The organism is Burkholderia sp. 22088 (assembly GCF_052045915.1).
In the GTDB taxonomy this organism is placed as follows: Bacteria; Pseudomonadota; Gammaproteobacteria; order Burkholderiales; family Burkholderiaceae; genus Burkholderia; species Burkholderia cepacia.
Map to the genome: position 1 here is coordinate 477274 of NZ_JBQEPY010000005.1, position 14624 is coordinate 491897.

Here is a 14624-nt window from a genome sequence, read left to right on the forward strand (position 1 = left end):
CACGAATCCACGTAATCGATAGCGATTCCGATTCGTGCTTTCGATTCGTTCTTTCGATTCGGTTTCCGAACTTTCCGGCGGAAAATCTTGCGTCCCGGAAGCGCTGTTTCGGCAACGCTTTCCGGCTACGTACTGTTACAAAAAATTGCCTCCCGCGCCGCATACCGATCGCCTACATTCAATCCACTTCGACGCATTCGCCGTATGCACGGACTGGCCTTCCCGTCGCGTCCGCCTCCCTGGACGCACCCGACAAGCAATGAAAACGAAGAGGTGTCTTGACCGACGTGCTGGCGGCATCCAGCACACGCGGATTGCGATGACCGAAACGGCTTCCTGAACGACACGATCCGACGCGCGGCACGGCATCCGTTGCCGCCGCGTACCGGTACGCGACGTGCCGCTCCGCGCCATCGCCGCCGCACGTCAACGAGGAGCAGTCCATGCGACGTTCGACCGTATCCCACCCGCTTATCACCGGCCTGACCCGCCTGTCCGCCGCGACGGCCGTGGCAATGGCCGCCGCCGCGGCCGCGCATGCCGACCCCGTGGTCGTGTCCGGCCCGAGCCCGTTTGCCGCCTGCACCATCGGCGGCCCCGGCACGAACTACGTGAATGCCGAGGTCGAACCGTGGCTGTCGGTCAACCCGGCGAACCCGATGAACATGATCGGCGTGTGGCAGCAGGACCGCTGGTCGAACGGCGGCGCCCACGGGCTCGTCGCCGGCTACACGTTCGACGCGGGCGCGACCTGGGCCCGCACGCCGCAGCCGTTCAGCGCATGCGCGCCGGGCGGGCTGAAGTACGAGCGCGCGTCCGATCCGTGGGTATCGTTCGGGCCGGACGGAACCGCGTATTCGGTATCGATCTCCTTCAACCAGTCGAACAATGCCAACGCGGTGGCCGCGTCGGTGTCGACCGACGGCGGGCAGACCTGGAGCAGCCCGGCCGTGCTGATCGCGAACGACGAACCGACGACGCAGTTCTTCAACGACAAGGAATCGGTGACGGCGAACCCCGTGAAGGCCGGCACGGCCTACGCGGTATGGGACCGCCTCGAATTGCCGAACGGCAACCCGTACGCGAACCTGCATACGCAGGCGTTCCGCGGGCCGACGCTGTTCTCGAAGACGACCGACGGCGGCAAGACGTGGAGCGCCCCGAAGGTGATCGTCAACGTGCCGTCGCGTCAGCAGACGATCGGCAACCAGATCGTCGTCGATCCGAAAACCGGCACGCTCTACGACTTCTTCGACCTGATCCAGCCGCCGTTCAGCAAGGCAGCCGGCAAGGTCGCGTTCATCAAGTCGACCGACGACGGCGCGACGTGGACGAAGCCGCAGGTGATCGCGGGGCTGCAGACGGTCGGCGTCACCGATCCGAACACCGGCGAGCCCGTGCGCACCGGCGACATCATTCCGGAACCCGCGATCGATCCGGCCTCGGGGCAGCTCTACGTGGTGTGGCAGGACAGCCGCTTCAACGGCGGCACGTATGACGAGATCGCCGTATCGACGTCGAAGGACGGCGGCGCGACGTGGAGCACGCCGCAGCAGTTGAACACGCCGACCGGGCGCCCCGCGTTCAATCCGTCGGTGCGCGTCGACAACACGGGCGCCGTGATGGTCACCTACTACGACTTCCGCGACCTGCAGGCCGGCAACACGACGACGCTGCCGACCGGTTTCTGGCGCAAGATCTCGCATGACGGCGGCACGACGTTCGCCGACGAGCGGCGCGTCGGCGGCCCGTTCGACATGAAGCTCGCGCCGAACGCGGAAGGCTTCTTCATCGGCGACTACCAGGGGCTCGACGTGATGCCGTCATCGTCGTTCCACCCGTTCTTCGTGCAGACCAGCGCGGGCAACCTGACGAACCGCACCGACGTGTTCTTCGCGCCGTGATGCACGCGTGAGCGCAGCGCTGCCGCGACGTCCGTCGCGTCGCGGCAGCGGGCCCGAATGCGCGTCAGTGCATGTCGGTGAGCACGATGCGACCGTCGACTTTCCCTTCGCGCAGCCGCGCGAATATGTCGTTGATGTTGCCGAGCCGGTCGCGATGGATATGCGCGCGCACCAGCCCGTCCGCCGCGAAATCGAGCGACTCCTGCAGGTCGCGCCGCGTGCCGACGATCGACCCGCGCACCGTGATGCCGTTCAGCACGCTCGAGAAGATCGGCAGCGGGAAATCGCCCGGCGGCAAACCGTTGAGCGCCACTGTGCCGCCGCGCCGCACCATCCCGAGCGCCTGCGCGAACGCACTGCGCGACACGGCCGTGACGAGCACGCCGTGCGCGCCGCCGATTTCCTTCTGGATCACTTTCGCGGGATCGTCGATCGACGCATCGATCGTCAGCTGCGCGCCCAGCTCGCGCGCGAGTGCGAGCTTGTCGGGCGAGATGTCGACGGCCGCGACGTGCAGGCCCATCGCGCGCGCGTATTGCACGGCCACGTGGCCGAGCCCGCCGATGCCGGAGATCGCGAGCCACTGGCCCGGACGCGTATCGGTGACGCGAATGCCCTTGTAGACGGTCACGCCCGCGCACAGGATCGGCGCGATCTCGTCGAACGCGACCTGCGCCGGCAGATGGCCGACGTAATCGGGATCGGCCAGCACGTATTCCGCATAGCTGCCGTTGACCGAATAGCCGGTGTTCTGCTGCCCGTGGCAGAGGGTTTCCCAGCCGGTGTGACAGTACTCGCAGTGGCCGCATGCCGTGTAGAGCCAGGGCACGCCGACGCGGTCGCCCTCGCGCACGTGCGTGACGCCCGCGCCGACCGCCGCGACGACGCCCACGCCTTCGTGTCCGGGAATGAACGGCAGCGACGGCTTCACGGGCCAGTCGCCGTCGGCTGCGTGCAGGTCGGTATGGCAGACGCCCGACGCCTTGATGTTGACGAGGATCTGGCCGGGGCCCGGCGTCGGGATCGGCACTTCCTCGATGCGCAACGGCTCGCCGAACGCGTGCACCACGGCCGCTTTCATGGTTTGAGTCATGCGTCGCTCCTGTCTGGTCGATGAGCGCACCAGTATCCGGGCTCGAAACCGGAACGCATTGATACGCGTCAACGGGGCAGGAATCGTGCGCGCCGGCGGCGGATTCATGGCAGGACGTGTCGCGCAAGCCGCCGCTGCGCCGCCGGGTCGACGGCCCGCCTCTGCTTTCGCAGCCATTTCAGCCGTTTGTCGGAAACCCTGTGGCCGGCCGCCGTTTTGCTTGGAATTTGAAATGATATAACATATCATTTTGCGTTCTCGCCCACCTGAAGCCGTTTCATCCCGGTGGCCGGGTTACGCCGAGTCATATCCAGACGGGTCACTGCGCGCCGCAGACGCAACAATATATCGTATCCAGCCGTGACCCGCATGGCTCGCCTTCCGATCGGATTCCAACCCATTCCAATTGATTCACCGACCATGCGCGACCTCCCTCGTCTACCGCTTCGCCCGCTCTCGCCCGTCTCGCTGATGCTGTTCGCCGCTGTCGCGCACGCGCAGGCCGATACGCCCGCCTCGTCTGCACCGACGCAAACCACTTCACTCGCGCCGATCTTCGTGACCGCGAACCCGCTCGGCGACACCGACCTGATCTCGCCGACCGCGCAACTCTCCGGCGACGCGCTGACGCGCCGCCAGGCCGATTCGCTCGGCGAGACGCTGAACGGGCTGCCCGGCGTATCGACCACCACCTACGGGCCGATGGTCGGCCGCCCGATCATCCGCGGGATGGACGGCGACCGGATCCGGCTGCTGCAGAACGGCGTCGCGGCCTACGACGCGTCGTCGCTGTCGTACGACCATGCGGTGCCGCAGGATCCGCTGTCGATCGAGCGCGTCGAAATCGTGCGCGGGCCGGCCGCGCTGCTGTACGGCGGCAATGCTGTGGGCGGCGTCGTCAACACGATCGACAACCGGATTCCGCGCGAGGCGATCGAAGGCGTGACGGGCGCGCTCGACGCGCGCTACGGCGGCGCCAATTCGGTGCGCGCGGGCGCCGCGCAGGTCGAAGGCGGCAACGGCCGCTTCGCGTTCCATGTCGACGCGTTCGACCGCGAAACGAGCAAGCTGCGGATTCCCGGCTACGCGCGCAGCAGCCAGCAACGCGCGATCGACGGCCCCGACACGCCGCAACCGTACGGCAACGTGCCGAACAGCGACGGCCGCGTGCATGGCGGCGCAGTCGGTGCGTCGTACACGTGGGCCGACGGTTTCGCGGGCCTGTCGTACAGCGGCTACGAGTCGAACTACGGCTCCGTCGCCGAGGACGACGTGCGCCTGCGGATGCGCCAGGAACGGCTCGCGCTCGCCTCCGAAATACGCAACCTGAGCGGGCCGTTCACGAAGCTGAAATTCGACTTCGCGTACACCGACTATCGCCACAAGGAAGTCGACAACGGCGAGACGGCCACCACCTTCCGCAACCGCGGCTACGAGGCGCGCATCGAGGCGCGGCATCGCAGGATCGGCCCGTTCGAAGGCGCGATCGGCGTGCAGTTCGGCCAGAACACGTTCTCGGCGCTCGGTGACGAATTGCTCGTGCCGTCCACGCGCACGAACAGCGTCGCACTGTTCGGCCTCGAGGAATGGCAGGTCGTCCCGGCGCTCAAGCTGAGCCTCGGCGGGCGCTTCGAGCACGTGAAGGTCGATCCCGATCCGGCCGGCGTCGAGAAATTCGCGGGAGCGCAGCCGCGCGACTTCAATGCCGGCAGCGTCTCGGCCGGCGCGCTGTTCTCGCTGACGCCCGTGTGGTCGGTGGCGGCCAACGTCGCATACACCGAACGTGCACCGACCTTCTACGAGCTGTATTCGAACGGCCCGCACGATGCGACCGGCCAGTTCCTGATCGGCAACCCGAACGCGTCGAAGGAAAAGGCCGTGTCGACCGACCTGTCGCTGCGCTACGCGAGCGGGCCGAATCGCGGCAGCGTCGGCGTGTTCTACAACCGCTTCTCGAACTACCTGACCGAGTACAACACGGGCCGCGTCGTGGACGACGACGGCGAACCGGTCGCGCCCGGTACCGACGGTTCGCTCAACGAGGCGATCTATCGTGGCGTGCGCGCCGAGTTCTACGGCATCGAGCTGGACGGCAAGTGGCGCGCCTTCGCGCGGCGCGGCCATACGGTCGACCTGGAGCTGACGGCCGACTACACGCACGCACGCAACGTCGATACGGGCCAGCCGCTGCCGCGCATCGCGCCGCTGCGCGCGACGCTCGCGGCCGACTACGGCTACGGCCCGTTCGGTGCGCGCGCGCAGGTCACGCATGCGTGGTCGCAGCATCGCGTGCCCGACAACGACTTTTCGACGGACGGCTACACGTCGCTCGGCGTGATGCTGACCTACAAGTTCCGCGTCGGTGCGACCCACTGGCTCGCGTACCTGCGCGGCGACAACCTGACGAACCAGGAAATCCGCTACTCGACCTCGGTCGTGCGCGGCCTCGCGCCGGAAGGCGGCCGCAGCGTGATGGCCGGGTTGCGCACCACGTTCTGACCCTCTCATGGCCCGCGGCGCCCGCCGCGGGCCGCCTTGCGGCGCCCCCGCTCCGCCACGAATTTCCGCTTTCCGGACATTACCGCCCATCGCGCGACATATACCGACGACGCGCGCCGGTTCCCTCCCCAGTCAGGGCGCATGGGAATTCCACTTTATTCACCCATAAATAAAAACAAATTCATCAGACAATTATTAGCAAAAAGATCTCTTTTGCCTCGCCCGATAAAACCGGTTTCAAATTCCACGTATAAACCGTTGAATCACGGGCGCCTCGACTCTTTCTGATCGGGTTCCAGCAAACCCGCCCGAAAAGGATTCCAGCGCTAAAAAAACTAATATCAGGGTTTTCGAAGGGTAAAGAATCATTCGGTATACCCGTTAATGCCGGCACGAGCCCGTATCTGGTCGAACAATAAATTCAATTTGCCAACCACACGCGCAGGGGCACAACGTGAATATCGCCAGAATGAGCATCAAGACAAAACTCCTTGGCGGCTTCGGCCTGCTCGCCGCGGTCGTCGTGATCGTGTCGGGTGTGGCACTCAAGGCACTCTCCGATACGAACGCCGAGTTTTCCCGCTACATGAACGGCATCAACGCGCGGGCGAACCAGTCCGCGCAAATCCGAACCGCGGTCGACCGGCGCGCGATCGCGGCGCGCAACATCGTGCTCGTGACCAAACCGTCCGATCTCGAGCTCGAACTGGCCGAGGTGAACCAGGCGCACAAGGACGTGCAGGAGCATCTCGCGAAGCTCAAGGAGATGATGGCGAACGCGACCGACACCTCCGATCGCGCGCGCGAACTGGTGGGCAACATCGCCCGCATCGAATCCAGCTACGGGCCCGTCGCGCTGCGTATCGTCGGGCTCGCGCAAGCCGGCAAGAAGGAAGAGGCGACCGCCGACATCGACGACAACTGCCGCCCGCTGCTCGCGCAGCTCGTGCGCGCGACCGATGCCTACGCGACCTATACGCATGAACGCGAACTCGCGATCGCCCAGCAATTCGCGGATCGTTATGCGATGGAGCGCAACCTGCTGGCCGGCATCTGCCTGATCGCGGTCGCGGTCGCGGCCTGCGGCGGCCTGTGGCTGACACGCAAGATCACGGTGCCGATCGGCTCGGCCGTGGACGTCGCGCGCACGGTCGCGAACGGCGATCTCGGCAGCCGCATCCACGTCAGCGGCAACGACGAGACCCGCGACCTGCTCGAAGCGCTGCGGACGATGAACGAGCGGTTGATCGGCATCGTCGGCCGCGTGCGCGACTCATCGAACAGCATCGCGCATGCCGTGAGCGAGATCGCGTCGGGCAACCTCGACCTGAGCCAGCGCACCGAGGAACAAGCCGCGTCGCTGCAGGAAACCGCCGCGACGATGGAGGAATTCACGTCGACGGTGCGGCTGAATGCCGAGAACGCGCAACAGGCGAGCGCGCTCGCCGCGAATGCGTCGGATGTCGCGCATCGCGGCAGCTCGGTGGTCGGCCGCGTGGTCGACACGATGACGGAAATCGGCCATAGCTCGTCGAAGATCGCCGACATCACGGGCATCATCGAAGGCATCGCGTTCCAGACCAACATCCTCGCGCTGAATGCGGCCGTCGAAGCGGCTCGGGCGGGCGAACAGGGCCGCGGCTTCGCGGTCGTGGCGAGCGAGGTGCGCAGTCTCGCGCAACGCTCGTCGACGGCGGCAAAGGAGATCAAGGAACTGATCAACGCGTCGGTACAGACGATCCGCGACGGCTCGGCGCTCGCCGGCGAAGCCGGCAAGACGATGTCGGACGTCACGCAGGCCGTCGCGCGCGTGACCGACATCATGGGCGAGATCGCGGCCGCGTCGGCCGAACAGAGCCGCGGCATCGACCAGGTGAACCTGACGATCACGCAGATGGACGAGACGACCCAGCAGAACGCGGCGCTCGTCGAGCAAGCCGCGGCCGCATCGAAGTCGCTCGAGGCGCAAGGTCGCGAGCTGTCCGAAACGGTCGCCGCATTCCGGATGCCGTCCGGCACGCACCTGACGTCGTCGGGCGCGCACGCGCAGGAACCCGCCGCGCATCACTGGCAACCGGCCGCCGCGTAACGGATACCGCAAGGAGCGACGATGCGCACGCGGTTTCGCCGGTCCGCCTGCGTCACGCTTGCGCATACCGCGCGATGCGCTGTGCATCGTCGCCGTCCGGCTCGAACCGTTCGCACGCGCGCCGTCGCGCGTATCCTCTCCGATTCGCGGCGCGCGTGCGTGTAGCTCGCACGTCGGTGTAGCCGCATCGTCGCCGGTCGTTTCTGCCGACCGGCGCGGCATCGTGCGCGTGTCCGGCAATACGCATCGTCACGGACGATCGCGCGCGATGCCCGTCCTCCGCATGCCATCGCGCATGCCGCGTTTGCAGCGTTGCGCAAGTTTCGATCCCGGCCATGTATCGCGCGTTGCCACACAGGCGACATGGAGATTGCGCAGCGTTCGCCCACGCATCGCTCGCCGACGCAGACTTTTAAAACGAACGAATGACGAGTATGCTTAAAAAAGCACTCCGCGTTCGGACGGCGAATCGCGTGCCCTGACTCCCGTCCGATCGTATTGCGGCCCCATCGCTTCGCACACCGCGTGCCGATGGCGGCGTCCGCTTCTCGCGCCACGGCCGCACGAACCTTCCCCCAACAATCGTCAGGAGAGCTGGTGAGCCGACTCGTCGTCGTATCCAATCGCATTGCAGATCCCCGTAAAGCCGCTGCCGGCGGGCTCGCCGTTGCCGTGAAAGACAGCCTGCAGGAATCCGGCGGCGTCTGGTTCGGCTGGAGCGGAAGGCTGCGCGGCAGCGACGACCAGCCCGCGCATGGCGACGACGTGCAGATCCAGAACGTCGGCGGCATCCAGCTCGCGACGATCGATCTCGACCCGCAGGACTACGACGCCTACTACCTCGGTTATTCGAACAACGTGCTGTGGCCGGTGTTTCACTACCGGCTCGATCTCGCGCAGTTCGACCGCCGCTTCGCCGACGGCTACCGGCGCGTGAACCAGTTGTTCGCGCGCAAGCTGCGCACGCTGCTGCGTCCCGACGACACCATCTGGGTCCACGACTACCAGCTGATTCCGCTCGCCGCCGAGCTGCGCGCGATGGGCTGTACGAATCCGATCGGTTTCTTCCTGCACATCCCGATGCCGCCGCCGCCGATCATGGCCGCGATCCCGGAACACGAATGGCTGATGCGCTCGCTGTTCGCATACGATCTCGTCGGCTTCCAGACCGAGTCGGACCTGCTCCACTTCGAGCATTACGTCGAAGCGGAAGCCGGCGCCGCGCGGCTGCCGGACGGCCGGCTGCGTGCATTCGGTCGCACGCTGTCGGCGGGCGCGTTCCCGATCGGCATCAACGTCGACGAGTTCGAGGCGCTCGCGCGCGACCGCGACGGCCTCGACATGTTCGAGCGGATGCGCGACGAATATTCGCGGCGCCAGTTGCTGGTCGGCGTCGACCGGCTCGATTACACGAAAGGGCTGCCGCAGCGCGTGCATGCGTTCCGCGAGTTGCTCGAACAGTATCCGGAGAACCGCGACCGCGCGACGCTGATCCAGATCGCCGCGCCGAGCCGCGAAAATCTCGGCGCGTACGACGACCTGCGGCGCGAGATGGACAGCCTGTGCGGCGCGATCAACGGCGACTACGGCGAACTCGAATGGATGCCGATGCGCTACATTCACCGCACCGTCGCGCGCAAGCGCTTACCGGGCCTTTATCGCGCGAGCCGCGTCGCGCTCGTCACGCCGCTGCGCGACGGGATGAACCTCGTCGCGAAAGAATTTCTCGCCGCGCAGGACGCGGCCGATCCGGGCGTGCTCGTGCTGTCGCGTTTTGCCGGCGCGGCCGAGCAGCTGAAGTCGGCGCTGCTCGTCAATCCGTACGACACGCAAGGCACCGCGCAGGCGATCCAGCGTGCGCTCGCGATGCCGCTCGAGGAGCGCCGCCAGCGTCATGCGGCGCTGATGGCGATCTTGCGCAAGAGCGACGTGCACTGGTGGCGCACACGCTTTCTCGACGCGCTCGCCGAAGCGGCCGAAGTCGCGGCCGCGACCGAACCCTGACGCGCGCTCACGCGTCCGTCGCCGCGTATCCGAGCACCGCGCCGCTCGCATCGCACAGGTCGACCGACACCGGGATGCCTTCTCGCAGGCTCTCCGTCAGCACGCAATACGCATCGAACTGATCGAGCACGCGCGTCGCCGCCGCGAGATCGGCCCACGTCCTGCCGATCGACAGCCGTACCGACATCGCGCCCACGCGCACCCTGCCCGCTTCGTTCTGCACCATGTCGACATCGATGCGTGCGGCAATCGGCTGCGGATCGACATGCTGCTTTTCCAGCGCGAACAGCAGGCTCGCCGCGAGACAGGTCGCGACCGCCGCGGCCAGCAACCGGATCGGGTTCGGCCCGCGTCCTTCGCCGAGCGGCGGCGGTTCGTCGGTGAGGACCGGCGACAGCGTCGTGCCGGCAAACACCACTTCGAAACAGAAGCGCGCCTGCTGCGCGACATCGACCGATATGTGCGCCTCGCTCATGGCGACTCCGCGCAGATCAACTGGGAAAGGAATGCCGGCACGCAGTCGCATCGATGCGCGCCGCCCGCAGGTTCGCGGCACCTTCAGCGCTCGGGCTCGCGTGGCGGCCCGTATGCGACGAAATCGCGCTCGACCGCGGACGCGTGCTCCGTTTCGATCGCGCCGCCGCGTGCGCCGGCTTCGTCGTCCGGTACCGGCGCAGACGGCGTCGCGGACGACGGTTCGACACGCCCGTCGATCAGCGCCTGCAGCGCTTCGCGCTCGAGCACCTCGGATTGCAGCAGCCGTCGCGCGATGCGTTCGAGCGCATCGCGGCGTTCGCCGAGCGTCATCGCGACCCGCGCATGCGCGTCGGCGAGCAGCGTGCGCACCTCGTCGTCGATCATCCGCGCGGTGTGCTCGCTGCAGCGCCCGTCGCCCGCATGCCACGCGCCGGGCATGCCCTGGCGCACATCGCCGTCGTCGAACGTCGCGAGCCCGATTTTCTCGCTCATCCCGTACTGCATGACCATGTGGCGCGCCATCGCGGTCGCGCGTTCGAGATCGTTCTGCGCGCCCGTCGACACGTCGCCGAACACGAGTTCCTCGGCAACGCGCCCGCCGAGCAAGGCATCGATCCGGTCGAGCAGTTCGCTCCTGCGCAACACGTAGCGATCCTCCGTCGGCACCTGCTGCGTATAGCCGAGCGCCGCCACGCCGCGCGGAATGATCGACACCTTCTTCACCGGATCGCAATGCGCGCGGCTTTCCGCGACGAGCGCATGGCCGGCCTCGTGATACGCGATGGTCAGCTTCTCCTGCGCGTTCATCACGCGGCTCTTGCGTTCGAGGCCCGTCAGCGCGCGATCGATCGCCTCGTCGAAGTCGGCCATCCCGATCGCCGGCTTGCCGAGTTCGGCCGCATGCAGCGCGGCCTCGTTGACGACGTTCGCGAGATCGGCACCGACGAAGCCCGGCGTGCGCGATGCCAGCTCGCCGAGATCGACGTCGGCCGCGAGCTTCACGCGCTTCACATGCACGCCGAGAATCTGCCGGCGGCCGTTCACGTCGGGCCGGTCGATCGCGATGTGGCGATCGAAGCGGCCCGGCCGCAGCAGCGCGGGATCGAGGATCTCCGGCCGGTTCGTCGCGGCCATGATGATCACGCCGGAGCCGGCCTGGAAGCCGTCCATCTCGACGAGCAACTGGTTGAGCGTCTGCTCGCGTTCGTCGTTGCCCGACATCGGGCCGACGCCGCGCACCTTGCCGAGCGCGTCGAGCTCGTCGACGAACACGATGCACGGCGCCTTCTGCTGCGCCTGCTCGAACAGGTCGCGCACGCGCGCCGCGCCGACGCCGACGAACATCTCGACGAACGCCGAGCCGCTGATCGAGAAGAACGGCACGGCCGCCTCGCCGGCCACCGCGCGCGCGAGCAGCGTCTTGCCGGTGCCCGGCGCGCCGACCACGAGCACGCCCTTCGGAATCTTGCCGCCGAGCCGCTGGTAGCGGTCGGGGTTGCGCAGGAACGCGACGAGCTGCTGCAGCTCGGCCTTGGCTTCGTCGATGCCCGCGATATCGTCGAACGTGATGCCGGTTTCCTGCTGCACGTACACGCGCGCGCGGCTCTTGCCCATCCCGGTGAAATCCTGCAGCCCGCCGCGCTTGCGCAGCATCATGTTCCAGATGAACACGAACAGCACGAGCGGCAGCAGCCACGAGGCAAGCGATGCCATCCAGCTCGTGTCGGGCGCGCCGTGATAGCGGATGCCGGCCGCGGTCAGCGTGTCGGTCAGGTGTTCGTCGCTCACGCGGTTGGTCGTGAACCGCCACGGCGCACCGGCCTGCTGCACGGCCGAGGCGTCGGACGCCGGCAGCATCGCGCCGGCCTGCGGCATCTTCAGCGTGCCCGAGATCGATGCGGGGCTGACTTCGAGATCGTCGACGAGCCGTGCGGCGACGAGCCGGTGGAAATCGCTGTACGCGATCGACGCCGACGACGGACGCAGCATCAGCAACTGCGCGGCGAACAGCACGAAGAAGCCCGCGGCGATCAGCAATCCCGGGTAGTCGAATTTCCTGTCCATGGCATCCGGCCGGACGTGCGCGCGGCGCTACGCTGCGCTGCCGCGGCACGGCGGACGTGCGTGGCTACGCGCGCAGCCCGCGCGCGGCATCGGCGGCCATGCGGCAGCGGTATACATGCGTGCCATCTCGCCTCGCTCCTGCGCATCAACGATGCCGCGACAACGCCGTCGGCCGGCATCGCCGGGCAATCCTCGCCCGGGCGGCACGCCGCGACGCGCCGCCCCTGAATCAAGTCTAGTTCGCGCGAGTGCGTCGCGCATCGCCCGCGGCGCGACGGGAATCGTCCGACAAACACCTTTCATCCGCCCCCGTTGCCGCGTTATAGTCGCGTTCGTGACACTTTTGTGACAAACGCATCGCACGCGCCGATACCCCACACGGGCCGTTGCCTTCCATCCTGCGGCACGGCAGCCTGTGCGGCACCGCCGTGCATCACGCCCCGTCCACCCGCCCATTCGAGGAACCCACGACGTGAACGACACCCCCGATCGCCCCGACGACCTTCCCGCCGATCCCGACCGCCGCCGCGTGCTCGGCGGCCTTGCCGCGCTCGGTGCGGGTGTCGCGCTCAGCGGCTGCGAAACCACCGGCGCGCCGCGTTCCGCCGCCGACCTGCGCGTCGACGAGGCGTTGCGCCAGCGCGTGCGGCACATCGTGGTGATCTATGCGGAAAACCGCAGCTTCGCGAACCTGTACGGCGATTTCCCGGGCGTAAGCCATCCGCTGAGCGAGGTGCGGCCCGAGCACGCGCAGCAGCTCGATCGCGACGGCAAGACGCCGTTGCCCGTGCTGCCGAAGATCTGGGGCGGGCTCGTGCCGCAGGCGCAGGAAGTGGATGGCAAGCGCTACGCGATCGCCGAGCGCGACATCGACAAGCTGCCGAATGCGCCGTTCCGGATCGCGGACGCGCAGGGCAAGCCGCTGCCGAACGGCGTGATCACGCGCGACCTGTGGCACCGCTTCTACCAGAACCAGATGCAGATCGCGGGCGGCCGCAACGACCAGTTCGCCGCGTGGGCCGATTCGGGCGGCCTCGTGATGGGCCATTACCGCAATTCGGCCGACACGCTGCGGCTGTGGAACCTCGCGCGGCAGTACACGCTGTGCGACAACTTCTTCATGGCGGCCTTCGGCGGTTCGTGGATGAACCACATGTTCCTGATCTCCGCGCAGCCGCCGCTGTATCCGGACGCGCACAAGCATCCGCATGCGGCGAAACTGCTGTCGAAGGTTGAAGGCGACGATCCGGCCGGCACGCGGCTGAAGCTCGCCGACGATTCGCCCGCGTCCGCGCTCGACGGCCCGCCGAAGTTCGCGGGCGACGGCCCGCTGACGCCGGACGGCTACGGTGTGAACACGATGGCGCCGCCGTACCAGCCGAGCTACGTGCCGCCGCCGGACCCGGGCAACGCCGCGTATGCGGACCCGGCCGACCATCGCGTGATGCCGCCGCAGGGCTATGCGACGATCGGCGACCGCCTGTCGGAAAAGAACATCGACTGGGCGTGGTACAGCGGCGCGTGGCAGTACGCGCTCGAGCATCGCGACACGGGCGCCGTGCCCGATTTCCAGTACCACCACCAGCCGTTCAACTATTTCGCGAACTACGCGCCCGGCACCGACGCGCGCAGCAAGCACCTGCGCGACGCCGGGCTCGGCGACGAGCCGTCGACCAACCACTTCATCGCCGACATCGACGCGGGCCGCCTGCCGGCCGTCACGTTCTACAAGCCGCAGGGCAACCTGAACATGCATGCGGGCTACGCGGACATCGAATCGGGCGACCGTCACATCGCGACGGTGATCGACCATATCCGGCGCGGGCCGCAATGGGACAACACCGTGATCGTGATGACGCACGACGAGAACGGCGGCTGGTGGGATCACGTCGCGCCGCCGGTGGGCGATCGCTGGGGCCCCGGTTCGCGGATTCCGGCGCTCGTGATCTCGCCGTTCGCGAAGAAGGGTTTCGTCGATCACACGCTGTACGACACGAACTCGATCCTGCGCTTCATCAGCCGCGTGCACGGGCTCGCGCCGCTCGACGGCGTGGTCGCGCGCAACAAGGCGTTCGCTGCGCGCGGCGCGACGCCGCCGGGCGATCTCACGAACGCGCTCGACCTCGGCTGACGGCGGGCGGGCCTGGTTGGCCGCTTAGCGGCTGAGCCGCTGGGCCGCTCAAGCACTTGGGCACTTCGGTGCCCGAAACGACGACGCCCCGGGCAAGACGATTGCCCGGGGCGTCGTTCATTTCCACCCGGCCAACGCTACGCGGCGTTGCGCAGCGCGTCGCACTCCGCCTGCGCGGCGTGACGGCCGGCCTGCCGGCCGAAAAACGTCGCGTCGGCCAGCGACAGCCCCGAGCTGTACCCGGCGCCCCAGCGCGGCAGCCCGCAGGTCGTGCGGCCGGCCCGTGTGTGCGGAAGCGCGCGTGCTCATGTCGACACCTTGCGTTTCGCGTGATCGAATGCGTCGCACCAGCCGAGCCAGTGC

General features: G+C 67.5%; 8 protein-coding genes. 5 read left to right on the plus strand and 3 right to left on the minus strand.

Annotated elements, in window-relative coordinates; all coding sequences use genetic code 11:
* Window positions 1–443: 443 nt before the first annotated feature.
* On the plus strand, window positions 444–1904 hold the full coding sequence (locus ACTJLD_RS12810; RefSeq protein WP_440658922.1) for a sialidase family protein: 1461 nt from the start codon (window positions 444–446) through the stop codon (window positions 1902–1904).
* 64 nt (window positions 1905–1968) lie between these two features.
* Here ACTJLD_RS12810 and adhP read toward each other — a convergent pair whose 3' ends face one another.
* Complete coding sequence (gene adhP, locus ACTJLD_RS12815) at window positions 1969–2997, minus strand: alcohol dehydrogenase AdhP (protein WP_059683610.1); 1029 nt, start codon at window positions 2995–2997, stop codon at window positions 1969–1971.
* A 420-nt stretch (window positions 2998–3417) separates the two neighbouring features.
* Here adhP and ACTJLD_RS12820 point away from each other — a divergent pair, with 420 nt between their 5' ends.
* The 3 genes from ACTJLD_RS12820 (at window position 3418) to otsA (ending at window position 9589) form a co-directional block, all read left to right on the plus strand.
* Complete coding sequence (locus ACTJLD_RS12820; protein WP_244112310.1) at window positions 3418–5496, plus strand: TonB-dependent receptor; 2079 nt, start codon at window positions 3418–3420, stop codon at window positions 5494–5496.
* A 469-nt stretch (window positions 5497–5965) separates the two neighbouring features.
* Window positions 5966–7585, plus strand: coding sequence for a methyl-accepting chemotaxis protein (locus ACTJLD_RS12825; RefSeq protein ID WP_440658923.1), 1620 nt, complete (start codon window positions 5966–5968; stop codon window positions 7583–7585).
* 597 nt (window positions 7586–8182) lie between these two features.
* Window positions 8183–9589, plus strand: a complete 1407-nt coding sequence (gene otsA / locus ACTJLD_RS12830; protein ID WP_027791655.1) for an alpha,alpha-trehalose-phosphate synthase (UDP-forming) — start codon at window positions 8183–8185, stop codon at window positions 9587–9589.
* A 7-nt stretch (window positions 9590–9596) separates the two neighbouring features.
* Here otsA and ACTJLD_RS12835 read toward each other — a convergent pair whose 3' ends face one another.
* Window positions 9597–10064 carry an OsmC family protein gene (locus ACTJLD_RS12835; RefSeq protein WP_027791656.1) on the minus strand — a complete coding sequence of 156 codons (468 nt, stop codon included), beginning with the start codon at window positions 10062–10064 and terminating at the stop codon, window positions 9597–9599.
* 83 nt (window positions 10065–10147) lie between these two features.
* A complete protein-coding gene (gene ftsH / locus ACTJLD_RS12840; RefSeq protein WP_440658925.1) occupies window positions 10148–12130 on the minus strand; it encodes an ATP-dependent zinc metalloprotease FtsH in 1983 nt (660 codons plus the stop codon).
* Between the two features lie 472 nt (window positions 12131–12602).
* Between ftsH and ACTJLD_RS12845 the strand changes: the two genes are divergently transcribed.
* On the plus strand, window positions 12603–14261 hold the full coding sequence (locus ACTJLD_RS12845; RefSeq protein WP_027791658.1) for an acid phosphatase: 1659 nt from the start codon (window positions 12603–12605) through the stop codon (window positions 14259–14261).
* The last annotated feature ends 363 nt before the right edge of the window (window positions 14262–14624 follow it).

Coding starts and splice junctions, on each gene's coding strand:
- ACTJLD_RS12835 (WP_027791656.1), bottom strand. CDS start 10,064: ATGAGCGAGGCGCACATATCGGTCGATGTCGCGCAGCAGGCGCGCTTC.
- adhP (WP_059683610.1), bottom strand. CDS start 2,997: ATGACTCAAACCATGAAAGCGGCCGTGGTGCACGCGTTCGGCGAGCCG.
- ACTJLD_RS12820 (WP_244112310.1), top strand. CDS start 3,418: ATGCGCGACCTCCCTCGTCTACCGCTTCGCCCGCTCTCGCCCGTCTCG.
- ACTJLD_RS12825 (WP_440658923.1), top strand. CDS start 5,966: ATGAGCATCAAGACAAAACTCCTTGGCGGCTTCGGCCTGCTCGCCGCG.
- ACTJLD_RS12810 (WP_440658922.1), top strand. CDS start 444: ATGCGACGTTCGACCGTATCCCACCCGCTTATCACCGGCCTGACCCGC.
- ftsH (WP_440658925.1), bottom strand. CDS start 12,130: ATGGACAGGAAATTCGACTACCCGGGATTGCTGATCGCCGCGGGCTTC.